Annotated in this window: 19 protein-coding genes; 12 read left to right on the top strand and 7 right to left on the bottom strand. The window is 62.2% G+C overall.

Annotation, left to right across the window (positions count from 1 at the left end):
- Positions 1-116: 116 nt before the first annotated feature.
- Positions 117-1,595 (bottom strand): FAD-dependent tricarballylate dehydrogenase TcuA, encoded by a 1,479-nt coding sequence (gene tcuA / locus AC20117_RS22840; protein ID WP_074703502.1) that lies wholly within the window; start codon positions 1,593-1,595, stop codon positions 117-119.
- 51 nt (positions 1,596-1,646) lie between these two features.
- Here tcuA and AC20117_RS22835 point away from each other — a divergent pair, with 51 nt between their 5' ends.
- Positions 1,647-1,991 carry a hypothetical protein gene (locus AC20117_RS22835; protein WP_074703501.1) on the top strand — a complete coding sequence of 115 codons (345 nt, stop codon included), beginning with the start codon at positions 1,647-1,649 and terminating at the stop codon, positions 1,989-1,991.
- Positions 1,992-2,755: 764 nt separating this feature from the next.
- Here AC20117_RS22835 and AC20117_RS22830 read toward each other — a convergent pair.
- Positions 2,756-3,997 (bottom strand): IS110 family RNA-guided transposase, encoded by a 1,242-nt coding sequence (locus AC20117_RS22830; RefSeq protein WP_472323097.1) that lies wholly within the window; start codon positions 3,995-3,997, stop codon positions 2,756-2,758.
- A 490-nt stretch (positions 3,998-4,487) separates the two neighbouring features.
- Here AC20117_RS22830 and AC20117_RS22825 point away from each other — a divergent pair, with 490 nt between their 5' ends.
- Together AC20117_RS22825 and AC20117_RS22820 are read left to right on the top strand one after the other, a co-directional pair.
- Positions 4,488-5,693, top strand: coding sequence for an IS110 family RNA-guided transposase (locus tag AC20117_RS22825; RefSeq protein WP_139186845.1), 1,206 nt, complete (start codon positions 4,488-4,490; stop codon positions 5,691-5,693).
- 715 nt (positions 5,694-6,408) lie between these two features.
- Complete coding sequence (locus AC20117_RS22820) at positions 6,409-6,837, top strand: hypothetical protein (RefSeq protein ID WP_074703499.1); 429 nt, start codon at positions 6,409-6,411, stop codon at positions 6,835-6,837.
- Between the two features lie 259 nt (positions 6,838-7,096).
- On the opposite strand, the gene AC20117_RS22815 is transcribed toward AC20117_RS22820, so the two are convergent.
- Complete coding sequence (locus AC20117_RS22815; RefSeq protein ID WP_019481129.1) at positions 7,097-7,972, bottom strand: DUF6671 family protein; 876 nt, start codon at positions 7,970-7,972, stop codon at positions 7,097-7,099.
- 259 nt (positions 7,973-8,231) lie between these two features.
- On the opposite strand from AC20117_RS22815, the gene AC20117_RS22810 reads away from it, so the two are divergent.
- Positions 8,232-9,176 carry a sodium-dependent bicarbonate transport family permease gene (locus tag AC20117_RS22810; RefSeq protein WP_019481130.1) on the top strand — a complete coding sequence of 315 codons (945 nt, stop codon included), beginning with the start codon at positions 8,232-8,234 and terminating at the stop codon, positions 9,174-9,176.
- 4 nt (positions 9,177-9,180) lie between these two features.
- Entirely contained in the window at positions 9,181-9,483 is a 303-nt protein-coding gene (locus tag AC20117_RS22805) for a P-II family nitrogen regulator (protein ID WP_019481131.1), read from the top strand.
- On the opposite strand, the gene AC20117_RS22800 is transcribed toward AC20117_RS22805, so the two are convergent.
- Both AC20117_RS22800 and AC20117_RS22795 read right to left on the bottom strand, forming a co-directional pair.
- Complete coding sequence (locus AC20117_RS22800; RefSeq protein ID WP_024475961.1) at positions 9,480-9,833, bottom strand: helix-turn-helix transcriptional regulator; 354 nt, start codon at positions 9,831-9,833, stop codon at positions 9,480-9,482. The two genes, AC20117_RS22805 and AC20117_RS22800, sit on opposite strands and share 4 nt — an antisense overlap.
- A gap of 133 nt (positions 9,834-9,966) precedes the next feature.
- Positions 9,967-11,169 carry an IS110 family RNA-guided transposase gene (locus AC20117_RS22795; RefSeq protein ID WP_170838002.1) on the bottom strand — a complete coding sequence of 401 codons (1,203 nt, stop codon included), beginning with the start codon at positions 11,167-11,169 and terminating at the stop codon, positions 9,967-9,969.
- Between the two features lie 373 nt (positions 11,170-11,542).
- Between AC20117_RS22795 and AC20117_RS22790 the strand changes: the two genes are divergently transcribed.
- Positions 11,543-12,595 carry a DUF4192 domain-containing protein gene (locus AC20117_RS22790; RefSeq protein ID WP_074703498.1) on the top strand — a complete coding sequence of 351 codons (1,053 nt, stop codon included), beginning with the start codon at positions 11,543-11,545 and terminating at the stop codon, positions 12,593-12,595.
- A gap of 188 nt (positions 12,596-12,783) precedes the next feature.
- Positions 12,784-12,945 carry a hypothetical protein gene (locus AC20117_RS23495; protein ID WP_158300515.1) on the top strand — a complete coding sequence of 54 codons (162 nt, stop codon included), beginning with the start codon at positions 12,784-12,786 and terminating at the stop codon, positions 12,943-12,945.
- A gap of 252 nt (positions 12,946-13,197) precedes the next feature.
- Here AC20117_RS23495 and AC20117_RS22785 read toward each other — a convergent pair whose 3' ends face one another.
- Positions 13,198-13,503: a hypothetical protein gene (locus AC20117_RS22785; RefSeq protein WP_074703497.1), complete on the bottom strand. Its 306-nt coding sequence runs from the start codon at positions 13,501-13,503 to the stop codon at positions 13,198-13,200.
- A 10-nt stretch (positions 13,504-13,513) separates the two neighbouring features.
- Positions 13,514-13,765, bottom strand: coding sequence for a helix-turn-helix transcriptional regulator (locus AC20117_RS22780; RefSeq protein WP_074703496.1), 252 nt, complete (start codon positions 13,763-13,765; stop codon positions 13,514-13,516).
- Positions 13,766-14,223: 458 nt separating this feature from the next.
- Between AC20117_RS22780 and AC20117_RS22775 the strand changes: the two genes are divergently transcribed.
- From AC20117_RS22775 to AC20117_RS22755, 5 genes are all read left to right on the top strand, one after another.
- Positions 14,224-14,613, top strand: a complete 390-nt coding sequence (locus AC20117_RS22775) for a plasmid mobilization protein (protein WP_236777656.1) — start codon at positions 14,224-14,226, stop codon at positions 14,611-14,613.
- 4 nt (positions 14,614-14,617) lie between these two features.
- Positions 14,618-16,258 carry a relaxase/mobilization nuclease domain-containing protein gene (locus tag AC20117_RS22770; protein WP_074703495.1) on the top strand — a complete coding sequence of 547 codons (1,641 nt, stop codon included), beginning with the start codon at positions 14,618-14,620 and terminating at the stop codon, positions 16,256-16,258.
- A gap of 30 nt (positions 16,259-16,288) precedes the next feature.
- Positions 16,289-17,521: a hypothetical protein gene (locus AC20117_RS22765; RefSeq protein ID WP_101632779.1), complete on the top strand. Its 1,233-nt coding sequence runs from the start codon at positions 16,289-16,291 to the stop codon at positions 17,519-17,521.
- A 201-nt stretch (positions 17,522-17,722) separates the two neighbouring features.
- A complete protein-coding gene (locus tag AC20117_RS22760) occupies positions 17,723-17,929 on the top strand; it encodes a hypothetical protein (RefSeq protein ID WP_074703494.1) in 207 nt (68 codons plus the stop codon).
- A 163-nt stretch (positions 17,930-18,092) separates the two neighbouring features.
- On the top strand, positions 18,093-19,160 hold the full coding sequence (locus AC20117_RS22755) for a PDDEXK nuclease domain-containing protein (protein WP_074703493.1): 1,068 nt from the start codon (positions 18,093-18,095) through the stop codon (positions 19,158-19,160).
- The last annotated feature ends 506 nt before the right edge of the window (positions 19,161-19,666 follow it).

Here is a 19,666-nt window from a genome sequence, read left to right as displayed (position 1 = left end):
ACGCCGTCCGGTATGGAAGCGTGCACCCAGAAGCAGGTCAGGATCTGGTCTAACAGAAAGGGGGACAAGAGCATTGTCCGTCGGTTTCCCGGCAACCACCAATGGCTCCGCGTGGTTCAGGCCAAGCTGCCGGCCCGGCGCCCGAACACACAGCCGGCGGCCAACCCTGTTCCCCCCGGATAGTTGTCGCTGAAGAGCCCTCCGAGCATTTCTCCGGCGGCGAAGAGCCCTTGGATGTGCCCGCCTTCTGCGTTGAGTACACGTCCGTAAGTGTCCGTTTTGACCCCACCAAATGTAAACGTTATGCCGCAGGTTACGCCATATGCATAGAACGGCCCCGTTTCAATCGGCGCAGACCAATTGCTTTTGACGGGTTCGGTGTTCGCGACCCGGCCGTCCTTGATGGTCGGGTCAAAGGGATTGCTACGATCGATCGACGTATTGAAATCGGTGACAGTCTTCTCCAGGTTCTCAGGGTCGACTCCGATCTTCACCGCCAGTTCTTCCAGAGTGTCCGCAATCTCCACAGAGATGCCGGGCATGTCATATTCTTCGGTACGCAGCAGCAGGCGCAGCGCCGAATCGAAAATCTGATAGGCAATGGAGCCGGGCTGTTTGAGGATTTCCTTGCCGTACTTGGCATAGGTGTAATTACGGAAGTCCGCCCCTTCGTCCAGGAAACGCCGGCCCTCGGTGTTGACTATAATTCCCAGCGGGTAACTCTGTCGGGTGAGGCGGTTGGTCAGTTCACGGTTGCTTTCGTTCTGGTCAGTGAATGCGTCCCATTGGACACTGTGGCAGGTGCTCCAGTCCCCGCCGGGGGTCGCGCCGATCTCTAGGGCAGCCGCAATCATGTCACCGGTGTTGTAGGGGGTGCCGCGGACTTTGGCGTTTTCCCAACCCTCGCCGAGGTGCTTCTGCCGCCATTCGGGGTTCGCCTCGAATCCACCGGCGGTGAGCACAACGGACTCCGCTAAAATCGTCTTTTCGCCCTCGGGCGTGTCGACGATGATGCCGCTAACGCGGCCTTCCTGGACGAGCAACCGCTTGGCGCTATGGCCGTATCGAACGTCAATGCCGAGTTCACCGGCTACGCGGACGTGGTCTTCAATCAGGCCTTCACCACCGCCGACGTTGCCTACGTGAAGCCCGCCCCAGAAGAGGTAGCTGCCGTCTGGGCGCTCATAGGCCTGGCGTTCGTACATTAGGCGGTATTTCAGACCCAAACTGTTCAGCCATCGCAACGTGGACTGGCTTTCGGCTATGAGGACCTCGGTCAGTTCAGGGTCATTGCGCCCCTGAGTAACTTTCTCCAGGTCGGCGGCGTACTCCTCGGCACTATAGGCGGGCACGACGGTGCGCAGGTGCCGCTCGTCGGGCTCAATGAGCCCCTGCAGATCCTTCAGGCCGCCGTGGACAATCCGGGTGGCCCCCGCGGTGTAGAAGCTGTTGCCTCCAGCCATGTCCTTTTCCGCTTTTTCGAGCAATATCACCTCACGGCCGCGCACGGCTGCCGCATGTGCCGCAGTGAAGCCAGCGTTGCCTCCTCCCACTACCACAACCTGAGCTGTGTCCTTAGACTCCTGCGTCCTCATAGCATCCTCCTGTGTTTTTCTGAATACGAGAGTATACAAGAGGATATCGATGTGCAAGACCCGGTGCACAACGTGGCTGCGCCTAGACTGCACACCGCTCGGTCAACGGATGATTTCGGCGCTTCAATATCCATCGATGAATACACCTGCACAGCGCTGGTCATCCTGCCGTGGCGCTGGTTCAAAGGCCCCTGCGTGGTCCCTGAGTACGCCCTCCAAGGCCAACGGGGGCATCGCCGGGAAACCGGTATGAAACGCCTCCAGCAAATGGAAGACCAACTGGTCGCCGGCGGCCTCCAAGCCGACCAGATCTGTTTTGTCCAAGACACGGCCAAGCACGAACAAAAAGCGAATCACTTTCTTGGGCTGGAACGTCGCGAAGAAAGACAGTTCTGAAGCTTATGCGTTTCCTTGGACTGGGATGCAAGGTTCGGCGGAAGAAGCGCTACAACTCCTATCAGGGCGACCAAGGGTCGTGGCGTCCAATCTGCTGGAACCGGGAGTTCGACGCACTGGCGCAGAACCGAATTGGGTGACGGACGTGACCGAGTTCAGCGTCAATGAGCGGAAACTCTACCTCTCACCGCGTCTCGTTTCGGGCCGGTCACCGCGGGCGGTCCGCCGCAACGGGACGGCTTGTCCTGGTGGTTGCCGGTGGCGGACCGCCATCCCGCCCAGGATCATTAGCGGGGGAGCCGTGGGGAGCGCGCCCACCTAAGCCGTGACAGGAACCCTGGGTGAACGCCGGGGTGCTGGTGATGAGGCTCGCGGGGCTCGCCGGGAAGCGGATCGTCCGCTGGTGCGGCCGGCTGTTGAGGTCCGGGCCCGTTGTCGCAGCGCTCCGCCGGGCCCGAACCAGTTGTGTCTACGACGATGCTCCTATAGAGGTCAAATTGAACATTGCAGTTTGATTCATGCTTGGACCTCGTCTTTTAGACGGTCCTCTACCAGTGGCGCAATCGATAGTGTGAGTCATAAATTTTCCGGAGCGGTACACGGTATGGTTCGTGCGGATGCAGCGGGACGACTACTGGCGGGAACGAGGCAAAGACCGTTAGGATCGCGAGCTGTTCGTGATTGTTTCTGTTAAAAAGTGACTGACACTGCCTAGTTGGGGTTGGCCCGAGCGATGGCTGGCGAGGATCAGCCTCGAAGATTAGCTACGCGGTTACTCGACTGGGGATTTCTGCAGTTTGTTCGGCCAACCATTGACGGTAGCGCGTGGCCAGGGTGTCGTTCCGGACGAGGCCTCGTTCAAGGCGGGAAATGATCGAGGGCCATTGGCCGAGCTGGCTGGCTGCCGTTGTGATGGTGATTCCGAGTTTGGTGCGCAGGGGGCGCAGGTCGGTGTTGTTCGGTGCTGGCTGGGGGTTCGTGATCTGGAGGTAGATTTCCCGGGCCGCATAGCGTTTGAGGCAGCGCATGATCTCTCGTTTGCTCTTGCCTTCGTTGGTGCGTTTGTTGACGTAGTCCTTGGTTCGCGGGCACGAGGCCATGCGGACTAGGACGACTTGGTACAGGGCGTGGTTGGCGTTGCGGTCGCCGCCTCTGCTGAGCCGGTGACGGGTGGTTTTGCCTGATGATGCCGGTACGGGGGCAACCCCTACGAGGGAGGCAAATTGTGCCTCCGTCGCCAGACGTTCGGGGTTGTCTCCTACTGTGACCAGCAGCTGGCTGGCCACTTCCGTTCCGACCCCTGGCAGGTCGCAGAGCATCGGCGCGTAGGTGTCAACGATTTCCTGGAGCGCGGCATCTGCGGCGGCGATTTCCGCTGCCAGAGACTGGCAGCGGGCGGCCAACGCTTTCAGCGTCAGCAGGGTCACGTACTCTGGATCAGCTGTGTGGCCTGAAGGCCTGGTGCGCTGTAGCGCTGTGATCATCGCAGGGGTTCCGAGCGACCGGTATTTCGCACGGAGTTTGTCCGGGGCTGAAACGAGGAGGCCCTTGATCTGATTGATGGCCGCGGTGCGGGCTTTCAGGGCAGATGCACGCCCGGCGCGCAGGATCCGCAGGCATTCAACGGGACCATCCTTGGCCTTGGGGATCGACTGGCTCCGGCCGTCCAACACCGATTGAGCGGCTTGGTAGGCGTCCAAAGGATCGGACTTGCCCTTCAGCCGGCGCGCGGCCCGGTTCGGACGGTTCACCTCCAGCACGGTCAACCCTTCACCACGCAAGGTCCTGGTGAGTTCCGCACCATAAGTACCTGTCCCTTCGACGCCTACGGCCGAGACAGTGCCATAGCCGGTGATGAATTCCAGGATCTTGCGGTATCCGGAACCCACGGCCAGGAATTCCCTGTCTGCGAGGGGCTTGCCGTATTCGTTGATGATGGCGACATGGTGTGTGTCAGCGTGGGTGTCGATACCCGCGATGACTTTCGTTGTTTCGCTGGCCAAGATGGAAGTTGCCCCTCAGTTGAGATCAATGGCTGATTGAACAGGGCGCGGGCCAGGTGGGCAGACAAAACGGTAATGGGACTGGTCGAATCAGGCTCCTATGAAGTCATGTCCGCCTGGCTCAACACCCCTTGACGGACCTTGAGCCGGCGGACAAATCGTCGATAAGACAGTGCCCGAAAGCGCGTCAGTTTTTTGCTGAGTCACGCCGGCTCAAGACCTTTTCCAGTATTACCGTTTTTTGCTGCTGTCCTTATGTTGTTGAGCAGGTAGTTCGCAGGGCAGTTGTAGTGTCTTGACTACCCAGGAGCGGCGGGTATGGCTGTTGCTGCTGTGCCGGACAGATGTTACGGCTTCGAAGGATTGGCCGCCCGTCACTCCCAATGATGGCCCGACCGCTGATTGAGAGACGCGACACGAACGATCGCTGGATAAGGACACGACGGCGAGGTTATCTGCTGGGCTTCACATCCGCCGACGAAGGGACACCGATTTGCCACAACTGTGGGCCGGGATTGACGCCGGCAAAACCCACCACCACTGCGTTGTTATCGACGACGAGGGTACCCGACTGTTCTCCCAGCGGGTTGCCAACGACGAGACAGACCTGCTGGAACTGATCGGAAGTGTAGCCGCGCTCGGCGGCGGGGGAGAGGTCGTCTGGGCCGTGGACCTGAACCACGGCGGGGCCGCGCTGCTGATTGCCCTGCTGGCAGCCCACGACCAGCACCTTCTCTACATTCCGGGCCGCACGGTCCACCACGTCTCCCGGACCTACCGCGGCGACGGTAAGACCGATGCGAAAGACGCCGCGGTAATCGCCGACCAGGCCCGTATGCGCCGGGACCTGCAGCCGGTCCGTGGCGGAGACGACATCAGTATCGACCTGCGGATTCTTACCGCCCGCCGCACTGACAAGGCCTGCGACTGCACCCGCCCGATCAATCGGCTGCGGGCTCAGTTGCTGGAATACTTTCCGGCGCTGGAACAGGCCTTTGACTACAGCAAATCCAAAGCCGAACTGCTTCTGCTCACTAGGTACAACACTCCCGATGGCCTGCGCCGGCTCGGACAGAAGCGGCTACACACCTGGCTCAGGGGCCAGGGCGCCCGCAGCAGCGCAGACGTGGCCGAAAAGGCCATTGCGGCAGCGAAATCCCAGCACACCACGGTTCCGGCCCAACGGATCGGTGCTCCCGTGGTCGCCGAGCTCGCGCAGGAAGTGCTTGACCTTCGGAACCAGATCCAGGCTCTGGACAAGCGCATCACTGAACGCTTCCGCGAACACCACCACGCCGGAATCATGCTGAGCATGCCCGGTTTCGGGCCCGTCCTCGGGGCAGAATTCATCGGCGCCACCGGCGGTGACCTGGCCGTCTTTGAAAACGCCGACCGTCTCGCCGGCGTCGCAGGGCTGGCACCGGCGCCCAAGGATTCGGGCAGAATCAGAGGAAACCACCACCGGCCACGACGTTACGACCGAAGGCTCCTGCGGGCCTGCTATATGGCCGCCATGTCCAGCCTCCGAAGCTCGACCGCGTCCCGGACCTACTACGACCGAAAACGTACGGAAGGAAAAACGCACGTCCAAGCCTTGCTCTCGCTGGCCAGACGTCGGCTCAACGTCCTTTGGGCAATGCTGCGGGATGGCACTACGTATGGGCCCCGTCCTGCAGTTCCCGCTCACATGGCGGCCTGATCCTTCACTGCCGTGCCTTAGGTTCTCATATCAGGATTCCGGGTGCCGTCGTATCCGTTGTCGGATCGGCTCCTGGCGCGCCACCACATCACGACATAGCCTACGGCCACTCCTAGGTAAAGAATTCCGAAGACCAGACGGATATAGTCCCGGTCTCCCTGGAAGAATGTCCAGCAGTGAAGCTGAGCCATGTGATGGCAAGAACGCACCACGTCACGGTCAGGATGCTTACAAGCCGCGAATTCGTGCGTTCCCGGGCTTTCATCGGCACACCCTGCTTTGCTCCGGAATTACCTGCGTCTGGTTCAATGTCGCCCACAGGGCAACCGTAACGGCATGGGATTTTCCGATGCCTTCAGCCTGGTACTCAAGGTTCACGCAGTACCAACCGGGCAATAAGTGAATCGGGCCTCGCTGGCGCTCGGACGGTAAAAGCATTCTCTGTCTTTTGCTGCTGTCCGTTGGATTCTACGTGCCCGCTCCGGCGGTTCAACCGGCCTGCGGCCGGCTGCGCGGCCAGGACTTTGGCTCGGCGCTCCTGCGTCGCTTATTTCCTCACCAAACTCCCGCCCGCTTTGCCCTGAAGGGTTGCACCGTCTCCGTCGGGCACAGCTCCGCAAGCTCCGCCAGCAGGCAAAACAACGGGGGAGAGGGAACCGGATCTGCTGGTCACCGAGGGTTTCCCACCCCGCCTGTGAACCGAAGGAGCCAATACATGAGCGTTGCAACACTGAACAGCACGAGAACCGCCGATACCGGCGAGACCGTCACCGTCCCCGGACTGCCTGCCGATGACCGGACAGGCGACGGGTACGACTGGATGGAAACCCTCGCCGGTACCGGCTGGGCAGCACTGCCGAGCTGGGGATCCGACGGTTGGGACGCCGGAGCATGGCCGCTGATCATTCTCGCCGTGGCCCGCACCCGCGACGGGAACGGGGAACTCTTCGGCTACGGAACCTACGTCGAGGGCGACACGTCCGCGCACTGGTTCCGCACCCAGGCCGCGTGCTTCGAAGCCATCACGGCCGAAGTGTTCTTCCACTGGCAGATGGGCCAGTCTGATGGCCCTGCCGACTTGCCCGCAACGGCAGCCGAACTGCCGGCCGCCGACCGCAAGCCCTACCCGGGCTGGACACACTAACAATCCACATCGGCTGTCCCGGCAGAACAACGGGCGGGACAGCCGAACCCAGGCCCGAAGCAGTTGACAACATCATTGAGACTCTCAATGATGTTGTCAACGGATTCCTGCGGGTCGGTTAGGGCCCCGGTCACAATGAGGTGATCCACCAATGGGGCTTTGGAATCACGGGTGGGGATCCCCCCCTCTGGATCAAGCGATCTCCTGTAGGGTTTCCGACCTGACACGTAGGGCGGCGGCGCAGAAGGAGGGGCAAACGTCAGGGGTTGCAGTAGTCACAAATACTTGGGGGTGCGGACGTTGTATCGGCTATGTCGCGGGTGTCGTGGTAAGGGCATTTGAGGCATCCAAACGTCTCAGCACGCGTCTCGCTGGTCGGCGTACCGCATGCACTGCACTGGAGCCCCGGTACCCGGCCGACTCGCCAGAACCCTGGAGTGCCGCAGGCTGGGCACAAGGAGCGAAGCTTATGGGCAAGGTCTTCGGCCGCGAGGCCGATTACTTCCATGCGTGTTGGGTTTGCGCTGGCACGCATGTCGGTCTCGATTAAGACCAAGCCGTTTGAAGATCGAGTCAACGCTCTCGAAAAGGCGCGCTCCAGGTCCTGCCAGCTCGCGATTCCCTTGCAGATGTACGTTCCGTCCTTGCCGTCAGGGCGAACGACCAGATGGTGTCCAGGAAACTGCACTTCACGGGCGAACGCCTGGGCTGCCGCCCACTCGCCGGTGAGCAGGTGATTGAAGTTTGTTTTCCCTTCGCCTATTCCCACCACCTCGAGATTGCGCTCGTTGTCCATCCAAACGATTAGTTCGATGTTCCACGGGAACATGCCGATGTAGGGATCCGGCCCAAAGGAACCCTCGCTGGCGATACCCAGCAACAGGCCCGATAATTCCATGCCCACCGATGCCTTCTTACGGGCAGTTTCCGATTGTGTTCCTGCGCGGGAAATGTCACGTGTGAAAGTACCGAGCAAGTCCGTGTCGTAACCCGTGACATGTTCAACCCGGCACCCAAGTGCATGCTCCAGCGCGGGTCCTAGCACCCGCTCCTTCCCATGTTGGGTCAGCAGAGCGACGCGTTCACCGGCATAGATTGCATGCGGGATTGGATCATCAGATTCGGCCTTGGTCACAACTCACCTTTCATGGAGCAGCAGAGGCTGAAGTGGCCGGCACCTCATCCCAGGTGCCGAGGCCGGGACAGTCCCCCAAACCTTCGAAGACATCCTAATAGACGAATTACGTTTCATGAATAGCAATGCGTATGTATGCGGCGATTTGTGAAATGCTGGCAGCACGAGCTTGCATCTGCGGCCAGTGAGTCCAGGGGACCCGGCAGGGTTCATTACTGCTCTTGTTCACTCCGTCGGGAAATAATCAGAGAGTCCTAATGTGGTAGACCCCATCATCCTTTTCTTCATTCTTGGGGCGCTGGCCGGGCTGCTCCGGTCGGAGCTGCGCCTTCCGGCGGCAATCTATGAGTTCGTCACCATCGTGCTGCTGCTGGCCATTGGCCTTAAGGGCGGTGTGGAACTCGCCAAGCAGCCCTTTGGCGAACTGCTACCCCAGATCCTGGCCGTAGTGGCGATGGGATTCTTCCTTTCCCTTCTGGCCTTCCCGGTGCTGCGCTACCTCGGACGCTTCAAACGTGCCGACGCAGCCTCCATTGCCGCCCACTATGGCTCCGTCAGTGTAGGTACCTTCGCCGTAGCCATCGCCTACCTGGGCACTCGACAGGTCGTCTTCGAAGAGCACATGCCGCTGCTTCTGGTGATGCTGGAAGTACCAGCCATCATCGTGGGCATAGTTTTGGCGCGGGGAGTCTCCAAGGAGACCAGGTGGAAAACGGTCGCTCACGAGGTCTTCCTCGGAAAAGGCATTGTCCTGCTCCTGGGTGGCCTGTTCATCGGCTGGATCGCCGGACCCGACGGCCTGTCCTCCATCGAACCCCTGTTTGTGGACATGTTCAAAGGGATCCTTGCCTTATTCCTGCTGGAAATGGGGCTGCTGACAGCAACGCAGCTCGGAGGCCTGCGCAAATACGGCGTGTTCCTAGCGGCTTTTGCCATCATCATGCCGCTGTTCTCAGCCGTCATAGGTGCAGGGCTGGGCTGGGCATTAGGACTGTCGGTGGGCGGAACAGCTATTCTGGCAACACTGGCGGCAAGTGCCTCCTACATCGCGGCGCCGGCGGCCATGCGCATTTCCGTACCGGAAGCCAACCCCACGTTGTCGCTGGCGGCATCCCTAGGGATCACCTTCCCGTTCAACGTGGTGGTGGGGATCCCGCTCTACCACGCCCTGTCCATCTGGATCCATACCTTCGCGAGGGGATAAAGCCATGGAAAGCCACCGACGCAAGCTCCTGACCATCGTCACCGAGGCCGTCCTCGAATCAACCCTCGTCCGCGACATCGAGCAACACCACGCCCACGGATACACCATCACCGACGCGCGCGGGAAAGGCAGCCGGGGCGTCCGCGGAGCAGGCTGGGAAGCGAACAGCAATATCCGTATCGAGGTGGTCTGCGACGCCGTGATAGCGGAAGGCCTTGCTGCACACCTTCGCGAGCACTACTACGAGGACTACGCCATGATCCTGTTTCTGAGCGACGTCGAGGTCCTGCGGCCGGCCAAGTTCTAGGCCTTCGTGCCCTCCGCGGGCTGCCCCTTTTCAGGCACGAGCACAGCAAGGAGTTCGTCAAGCTGATGGCCGGCATCAACAGGGTGCCGGAACGGGCGGCCGAACACCACAGAATAGATGTTCCGCCTGCCTGCCCGTGTCCTGGTGATGTAGCCGGCCTCGACAAGGTCAGCAGCAATCTTCTGGGCGGCACGCTCCGTGACCCCCACCGTGGCAGCCAGGTCACGTAGCCGTATCTGCGGATCACGGGCAATGGTCAACAGTACGTGGGCGTGGTTAGTCAGGAACGTCCACCCGATGCCGCTGCCTGACACTTCGCTTTCCTTTGCTTCAAAATCTTCAGTCGCCACCCCTTGGACAATAGCGGATCTGGGCACGACGAAAGCGCCGCCGGTCCCAATCCACAGCAAGCACCCACAACGCTTATGATCGCCAGGCGCAGGAATCGTCTCGTTACCAAGCCGCCGGTCGTAGACGGCTAGATCAGGCTGTAAGTGGTGGTGCCAGCGATACCAAGGTGTAAGTAGTGCCGTCGCGGAGCATGGCCCAGAGGACATTGAGCCGCCGTCGGGCGAGCGAGAGCATGGCCTGGATGTGAGATTTCCCTTCCACCCGTTTTCGGTCGTAATAGGCACGTGAGGCCGGGCAGGATTTAAGCGCCGAGAGCCCGGAGAGGAAGAAGACGCGGAGCAGCCGGCGATCGTATCGTCTTGGCCGATGGTGGTTGCCGCTGATCCTTCCGGAGTCCCTCGGCGCCGGCGCCAATCCAACAACACCGGCGAACCGGTCCGCAGACTGAAAAACCGTCATATCTCCGCCGGTGGCACCAAGGAATTCGGCGGCAAGGACAGGGCCAAAGCCGGGCATGCTCAACAGCACCTCGGTATGCCGGTGTTCAGTAACCTTCTCGCTGATCAGCGCATCCAGTTCTTCCAGTTCCTCGTTCAAACTTGCCACTTCGCGGGCGAGGGCTGCGACAATCACCTCCCCGATGCGTTGGGCAGGAACGACGGTCTGCTGGGACTTCGCGGCTTCTACCGCAGCCGCAGCAACCGCTGCCGAGGAACGAGCACCGTGTTTCTTCAACCACGCCTGGATTCGCGCCTGGCCGGCACGGCGGATCCCATCCGGAGTCCGGTACTTGGTCAGCAACATCAGCGCGGCTTTGGACCGGCTGTAATCGAAGGTCCGCTCCAGCGCGGGGAAATACTCCAGGAGCTGAGCTTTGAGTCGATTAATCGACCTCACCCGATCCGCCGACTTGTCAGCCCGCCGGGCCGTTAGGAGTCGCAACCCGACGCTGATCTCGTCACCGGCGCGCAAAGGCTGCAGGTCAGTCCGCATCCGGGCCTGGTCGGCGATCACAGCGGCATCCTTGGCATCTGTCTTGCCGTCACCCCTATAAATCTTCGAGGCGTGGTGCACCGTCCGCCCAGGAATATAGAGAAGGTTCTGACCATGACCGACAAGCAACGCGATGAGCAGCGCCGGTCCGCCATGATTCAAGTCCATCGCCCACACCAAAGGACCACCGTCCGACAAGTCCAGGACCGTGCCCAAAAGTTGGATGAGCGCCGCTTCGTCGTTGGGAACCTTCTGCGAGAGCAGCCTGTTTCCCTCGCCATCGATCACAACGCAGTGGTGATGGGCTTTGCCGGCATCGATACCGGCCCATAATTGCACCAAGAACAGCCTCCAGTCTGTTGGATGAGAAGAGCCAGCAGATAACCGCGCCGTCGTGTCCTTATCCGGCGATCATGTCGCGTCTCTCAATCAGCGGTCGGGTCATCGCGGGGTGGCGGGCGGCCAATCCTACGGAGCCGTCACGTGCAAGCGTGCGGTCCACAGCAGCCAAGCCATACCCGCCTCCCCTGGGTAGCCACGACCCTACAATGACCGCGGAACTGAGCCCGGTAACAACATAAGGACTCCTTCGGATTCTACGTGCCCGCTCCGCAAGCTTCGCCAGCAGGTAAAAGCGTCGGGGGAGAGGGGAAAGCTGGCCGGTCCAGTACCGCACTCCGCCCGCCGATTTCCTCAGCAAAGGACAAGAGAAATCATGAACAACAAGATCACCGCCACCAGCCCCGCCGACCTCCTGGGCTACGTCCCGCACACACTGGGCTTCCAGCCGAAGGAATCCATCGTGCTGGTCACGATGTCCGGGGTACTGCTCGGCGCGACCCTGCGCGTTGATGCACCGGAACCGGGCAGCGATATCTGTTCTTTCGCGGAAACGTTGACGTCGTATGTGTGCCGGGACGAGACGGCCGACGCCACCCTGTTCATCGTCTACAGCGACGAAACCGCCCCGTCCGGGCAGCGACCGCACGCCGCCCACATCGACGCCCTGCGGGAAGAGCTGGACACGGCGGGAATGCCGGTCCGCGACGGCTGGATCGTCACCGGGCGCCGGTGGGCTAGGTACGCGTGTGAACCCGGCTGCGAGATCCCGGACTGCACCCGTTGGCAGGACACCGCGTTGATCGAGAACAGCATCGTGAGCGCGGAAATGATCTACCGCGGATCCAATCCCGGCACCACGGAGCAAGCACCGGCACCGGAGTTCAGCGGCTCCACCTCCACCGCGGACACCATCGACATCCTGACCGGACACTACGAGGTGACCGACGCGTCGGACTTCACCGCCGAACCCATGGCCGCCGCGCGCCGCGCCCTCGAGACAGCCATCAACGGTGGCGGGGAACCTGACGAGGAGGAAGCGCTCGAGCTGTGCGCGGCGTTCCAGATCCCGGCGGTGCGGGACCGGCTGCTGGCTGACATCATCGACAGAAGCAACGATGACATCGAGTTCCAGAAAGTCCTGCTCGGCCGGACCGAGACGGCGCCGGACTGGGCGCGGGTCGACACCGCCGAAAGGCTGCTGGTGCACCTGCTCCGCTTCACTCCGGGACTGTACCGGGCTCCGTTGCTGACCGGGCTGGGCTGGATCAACTGGTACAAGGGCAAAGGCACCCCCGCCAGCCTCTACACGGACAAGGCCCTTGAGGCGGCGCCGGGGTACCGGCTGGCGGAACTGCTGCGCAGGTTCTACAACACCGGAATCCTGCCCCTCCCCGCCCTGAGCAAGGACACCTCCTACAAGCGCTAACCCGGTGAGGACGGCCCGCCCCGACCACGGGGCGGGCTGTTCGCGTCCCCCAAAATGTCGGCCGGCTGCCTCCCCCGCTGCGCTCCGCCGGCAGCCGGCCGACACGCTGGCGGCGCAGCACCTTCCGCACCGGAGAGAAACTAGAGTGGCTTGAAAGCGAGAAACCCAATGGAAAAGGAGCGCGTTCTATGGGATCCGACTACCAACATCCTGCCGCCGCCATCGACTACCGCCAGGACACCAGTGCGTTGAGTGCAGCGGAGGAACAGCTTCGAACATTCGGTAGCCTTGGCGACGCGCATCTTGGCCCGGTCGATGCGGCCTGGATTAACCAGATCGACGGACACTAGCGCGCCCTCATGAGCCCGTGCTTCCGGGATGTAGCCCGGGAAGCACGGTAGAGTTTTGCGGGTGAAAAACCCCCCCGGTCCGACGGGCCGGAACCCACGCAGCGGTGACGCTGCCCCAGTGATTTCCTTTTGCTGAGGGAAACGACAGCAGGACCAGAACATCATGTTCTGGTCCTGCTTTCACGTTAAGCCCCCGTAAGGCAGCCGTGCACCCTGCAGGAGCGGAGGTGAGGGACGCTGAGCGTGTGCCGGTCAGGCCGGCAGGGATCCGTCGAAGGCCTGCTGCGCCACCGGGGTCTCGGTCTGGTTGCGGCGGGCGGTGTTTCGTTTGGCGGCGGCCTGGTTTTCGAGTCCGAGTTTCTTGAGTTCTTCCGGTGTCCAGCCGTCTTTGGTGGCGCGGACGTAGGCTTTCTTGCTGTCGCGTTCGGCCTCGGCGAGCTGGTCCTTCAGATCCGCGACGCGTTGTTTGGCGGTGACGAGGCCGGTGACGGATGCGATGCGGGAATCGAGCAGGCGGCGGGCCTGCTCCTGGGTTTTTTCGATGCTGAGGTTTGCCATGTCTTCGAGCTTAAACGTTCCATCCTGAGGTTGTAGTGCTGCCACGGCTGGTGCCGGCCGGAGTGCCCGGGTCCGCGTGCCCGTCCTGGTGGTGGTGGGTTTGGTCGTTGAGCCAGTCGTCGATGTCGGCTGGGTAGTAGCGGATGCTGCGTGGCCCGAGGGTGAAGTATTCGGGCCCGATGCCCTGGCTGCGCCAGCCGGCGAGCTGGCGGACGGGGATGCCGTATTGCTGGTGCACTGCGTGGGGCGGGATGAGTGCCATGGTGAGTTGCTCCTGACTGGTTTTGTTTGGATGCCCGTTCCTTTCGGCACGTTTGTGTCGACTTGCCCGTCGAAGTGAATTGGCAGGTCGGAGTCCGGGGGTCCGTGGAATACCGCAGGGAGCGCCAGCGAGTGAGGATATGCCGCGAAAGCCGCCAGCGCAGACTTGCCAAGAGAAGGACGGGCAGTACACTCAACCGCCGAAACGGAACGGCTTCAGCCGTTCAAAGCATCCCGGTCCGCGCAGCGGATCCGCATGGGTACAACCCAACCTAGCCACCATTCCGTTTGTGCTCCGTCCACGGAAGTCGACGGAGCAAGCTATACACTTACGTACCCGTAAGTGGTGAAACCTTTCGACAAATTGTCTCGGGTCGGGCACACTGGGGGTGTGGTCCCCGAAGATACGGGGTCGCTGCGCTGGGCATTGAAGGGCGTCGGAAGGGCGGTGGAAGCGCGTTGGTTGAGGAACCGGTCGCAAGGAACCGTTTAGGCAAGCGGCGGCGGGAGAACGCGCCGGCGGGTTCGAAGAAGCGCCGCACCGTGTGGGTGACGGCCGAGGAGGAAGCCCGGCTCGTGGCCCGGGCGGCGCGGGAGCGGGTGACGGTACCGAACCTGCTGATGTCCGCGGCCCTGTCCGAATCCGCGGAGACGCCGACGCAGCGCAAGGCCGCGATGGCCGAGCTGATGGCCCTGCACACCCTGCTGGCGCGGGTGTCGAACAACGTGAACCAGATCGCGAGGCACGCCAACGCGGGGGAGGACTTCCCCCAGGACGCCGCCGCCGTGTTGGGCTATGTGCGGCAGGTGGCGGGGCGGATCGACCGGACCATTGAGGGGCTGATGTAGACGGATGATTCCGAACATTACCCGCGGCTCCCGGATGGCCGGGCTCATGGTGTATCTGGCGTCGACGGATGCGGATAAGACGAAGAACGCGCACACCGATCCACACCTGGTCGCCGGTGACGCTGCCATCATGGCGTGGTACGACGACGGGGTCCTGGACCACGCCGACGCGCTGGCGATCGCGAAGCATCTGGACCAACCGCGCAAGGCCTACGGGGTCGAGATCCGGCAGAAAGACTTCCGCTGGGACCAGGCCACTAAGCGGCGGGTGGAAAACGGGTACAAGCAGGCCGACGTGTGGCACTGCTCCCTGAGTCTCCGGGCGGAAGAAGGTTCCCTGACGGACCAGCAGTGGGGCGACATCGCCAACGATTTCGTGGACGCGATGGGCTTCACCGAGACCAGCGGCAAGACCCAGTGCCGGTGGGCCGCGATCAACCACGGCACCAGCGAAAACGGGAATCACCACATTCATATCGCGGTGTCCCTGGTCCGCGAGGACGGCACCAAGGCCTCCACACATGGCGATTACAAACGCGCCCAGAAAACCTGCCGCGAACTCGAGGTCAAGTACGGCCTCGAGCAGCTTTCTTCGGTGCACGCCACGAGGGGTTACGAGCGCGCCGAGAAGGCCACGGCGATCAGGGAGGAGCGCGAGATGCACCGTGCGTCGCTGGCCCGTAAGGTCCGCGCCTCCGCCGGTGCTTCCGTGACGGAGGCGGAGTTCGTCCGCCGTGCCCGTGACACCGGTCTGTTGGTCCGCCCGCGGTTCGCGAAGAACACGACGGATGTCATTGTCGGGTACTCCGTGGCCGAGCGGCCGACACCGGGGGAGCGGCCGATTTGGTTCGGCGGCGGCAGCCTTGCCTCCGACCTGAAGCTCGGTGCCCTGCGTGAAGGATGGCCGGACTCCCCGCACCTGGCTACTGAGGCCGCGGCGGAATGGACCGCCGCGGCCCGCAACAAGCGCAAGGTCTCCAGGGCCGGCCCCGAGAAGGCGACACCGCCGGCACAGGCATGGGTGGACTACACCCGCAACGCCAAGACTTTGGCGGACCGGCTCCGTACTATCCCGCGTGATGATCACGCCACCTGGGCGAAAGCCGCCCGGGAAGTATCCGGCGCCTTCGCAGCATGGTCCCACAGGCTCGAACCGGTCCCCGGGCCGCTGGCGGCCACCGCCGCGGAACTCTCCCGCACAGCACAGCTGCGTGTGCCACGACAGCACGGCAAGCCCGTTGCCCTGCCGTCTATCGCAGGCACCGCCATGTTGTTCATGGCAGCGTCCAGCAAGAACAAGACGGCAGCGCAGACGGCACTGATGGTGCAGCTGATCAACACCGCCTTCGCCGTGTACGAAATGCACGCCCAATCCGGACGAACCCGGGAAGCCCAGCGCATCCGTTCAGTAGTCGAAAACCAGCTGGCACCCTTCACCGCCACGATGCCTGAGGCCGTCCCCTTAGGAGCAGAACGGCCGCCAGCCGAAGAGGCTACGGTGCCGCCGAGGGCTGTTGATATCGCGCGCCGCGGCATGGCACCGATCCGTCCCGGTTCGGTGGTGCCTGCGACGCCCGCACCGGCGACACCAGCGAAGACCTACCAACCCACCCGGCGCGACACCGCGCCGGGCCTCGACCGATGAAATTCACACCACTAGTGCAAGGGGAACACCTTGAGTGAAGCAGACGGCATCGACGACTTTCTGGACAACGGCATGCGGCAATCCTTGCTGATCGCCTCACGCATTGCCGAGACGCTGGCCCGCCACCGGCAAGAGGCCCAGCGACAGCAGGAACACCAGGACTCCCAAGCGGCGCACGAAACCCGGGCACGGCTCGCGGCCGAGCGCAGCGCAGCACACGCGGCCCTCGCCGCCGTCCACAAGGACCAGTGGTGGGACAAGGCGCAGCCGGCCGACATCGCCGCCGCCCACGCCGTCGCCGAGGGGTGGAAAGACCACGACCCCACCGCTCTGGAAGCGGCGGAGAAAATCCGTCACGAGGTCCTCGCCCGGTACGGCATCGACACCCACGACGTCGGTCCGGACACCGCCTACCTCGAATCCGGGATCGAAACCATCGCGACCGAAAAGGCCCGGCAGGATGAGCTGACGCGCAGCCAGGAACAGACCCGCAAGGCCGCCGCTGAACACGAAAAAGCCATGCAGCTGCTCGCAGCGGCCCGTACCGAAGAACTCCGCGCACAGGCCGAGAAACTCGCCCCCGAAATGGAGCGCCATGACGTGCCCGTTGAATACCTGGCCAACCCCGAGCTGGCACAGGCATTACAGCGGGCCCACAACGCGAAAACCCCCACAGCGGTGGCAGCTGCCGACACAGAAGTGAAGGAACGCATGTTCCTTATTGGCAAGGACGGGATCCAAGGCCCCGACATCGACCAGCTGCGCAAAGAAACCACCGCGAACGTCAACGGTGCTGGAGATGAGCACTTCAAGGATCCCGCATTCGTGAAAGCCGCCAAGCAAATGCACGAAGCCAAACTCCTGGCCGAAGCCGGGTTCACAGGCTCACAAAGGGAGCCAATGGAACAGCGGTACGAACGGGCCGAAAAGGAACTCTTCAACCGCCTCGAAGGCATCGGCCGCGAAATCGAAAACCGCGTCACCGGCAACGACAGCAGCCGGCTTCAAAATCAGGAACTGAAAGCAGAAACTGCGTCGGCCGCCGGCTACGGCTCACCCGCCCACCACGAGAAGTTTGCTGAGTCACTGGAAAGCAGCGGGGCGAACGACACCCAGATCCGGGGCCGCCTGGCCGCCGCCCGCAGCGACGGCACGCATCCGAGCGCAGCCCTCACCCTAGGTAAAGGCGCAGCCAAAGCCAAAAAGACCCGCACAGGGGCAGCCATGGGTGCGGAGCGGACCAAGAGCGGCCCCTCCCGATAGGGCGGCCCGGCCAACGAATGGCGAGACTTCCCATGGCGGGGTCCCCATTCTCAGGAGTGTGTGGAGGCGTAGAGAACGGCCCTCTATCCGGTTTCTGCCGGTTCCCTTCGGGGATTTCTCCGGACGCCATACGGCCGCAGCAGTTCATCGGTAAGCAGACGTTAGGTCTCTGTCCGAAGCGCCCGCAAAGGAATACTCACGATGAAGGACTTCACGGACAACGAATCTTTGCCTGGTGCCGGCGAGGACGACGCGGAGATTATCGCTCAGACGTTGCAGATGTTGAAAGAGCTCGACAACACGCCCCTCACCGAGATGAGTCCGCTGTTCTACCAGCATTGGTTCGAGCAGTTGAATATGGCCACCCGTGATCTGCTCCGTATCCTGGGCCACGATCCTGATGCTTAGCACCGGATAACGCGACGGGTGAGCTCGGCTGGAGAGTCCAAAGTTCTTTGGACTCTCCAAAGACCAACGTCTGGGCCGGGCAGCAATTGTCCAAAGAACTTTGGACAATTGACGGCGCCTTCGGCTTCACGGCCCTGTCAGAGTGAGCGACTAGGGTAGGGGAGTGTCCAGAATCGAGCCAGAACTACCCAGCAGCTATGCCGGCACCCTCGCTTCCCTGAAGGAACTTGTCGCCTCCGCCCAGTCGCGGGCTCAACAGGCAGCGAGCAGTGCAATGATCGAAATGTACTGGGGAATTGGTGCGACCCTCCTGCAGCGTCAGGCACAGGAACCGTGGGGGAGTAAAGTGCTGCAGCGTCTGGCAACAGACCTCAAGGCAACCTTTCCGCATATGCGCGGCTTTTCCCGCTCCAACTTGTTCTATATGCGCTCCTTCGCAGCCGCCTGGGACCTGTCGGAGCCGGCCGTTCGCGGTCGCGTTGGCGCCCTGCCATGGGGACACATCATTGAATTGCTGAAGCTGAAGGACCCTGAGGTCCGCGACTGGTATGCGGAAAAAGCGCTTGAACATAATTGGAAGCTTGAGGTCCTGGAGCACCAGATAGCCACTGCACTCCACCGACGGATCGGGGCCGCTCCAAACAACCTGGAGGCACGCCTTCCGTCCGAAGGTGCTGAACTTGCCCGCAATGTCGCCAAAGATCCCCTGGTTCTCGATTTCCTCGGCCTGACCACGGAGGCAGAGGAACTCGCCATCGAGGAGGCCATGACGCAGCGCATGTCGCAAACGCTGGCAGAGTTCGGGCGGGGTTTCGCCTTTTACGGACGACAGTTTCACCTCGATGTGGAAGGAGACGACTTCTATATCGACCTGCTCCTGGTGCACGTTCCGACCAACCGGTTCGTGGTCGTGGAACTTAAGTCCGGGAAGTTTAGGCCCGAACACCTGGGGCAGCTCAATTTCTACGTGGCCGCCGTCAACGACATGGTTAGGTTCCCGGGGATGGCGCCGACTGTAGGGATCCTCGTCTGCGGCTCCAAGCATGACCCCACTGTTCGATATGCACTCGACGGCTCATCCCAGCCCATCGCCGTGACCTCCTACACCTACGACACCCTTCCGGCTGAGGAACGTGCCGCCCTCCCTTCTCCGGCAGCCATCACCGCGGCCCTCGAACAGGGAACTGTCGGACAACCCGGGGAGCCAGACGGACAGGGGACCGGGTCCTAGAGGAAGTTGCGTCAGGCGATTTACTGCTAGCGGCATGCATAGCCGAGGGCGGTTCCGCAGGCTGCAGCGATGCGCCGGAAGGCGATTGCCGTGGTGGTCCGGATTAAAAGCAGCGCAGCCAAAGAAGCGAGTGCGCGTCCGCCTCGTCGTTCCGCGCGGTACGACTGCAGCTATCTATGCAGCAGGAAAGCTACTCAAGGCGAACCTCTGGAGCGGTGCTTCACCTGACATAACTGTGAGAGTCGCCGAAAAGGTCCCCACAGGCCCGCCCACAGGATTTTCAGCTCGCAGCCGCTTGTATGTGGAGAGTTCCAGCCTCAATCACCTCGATCCACCAGTGGCCGTTGACTGGCGCCGCCTCGGAATCGACAAAGATCAAACCCCAAATTGTGTAGACAGCGCTGAGCATCCACGTCGGCAACGGTTCAGGCGACGCGCGCCAGGACGGCCGCTTTTTCAGCCCATCCGCAGCCGAAGCGAAAGCATTGCACTCGCCAAACTCACTG

Source organism: Arthrobacter crystallopoietes (assembly GCF_002849715.1).
In the GTDB taxonomy this organism is placed as follows: Bacteria; Actinomycetota; Actinomycetes; order Actinomycetales; family Micrococcaceae; genus Crystallibacter; species Crystallibacter crystallopoietes.
The sequence above is the reverse complement of the archived record's forward strand: the minus strand, read 5'-3'. Positions and strand labels throughout refer to the sequence as shown.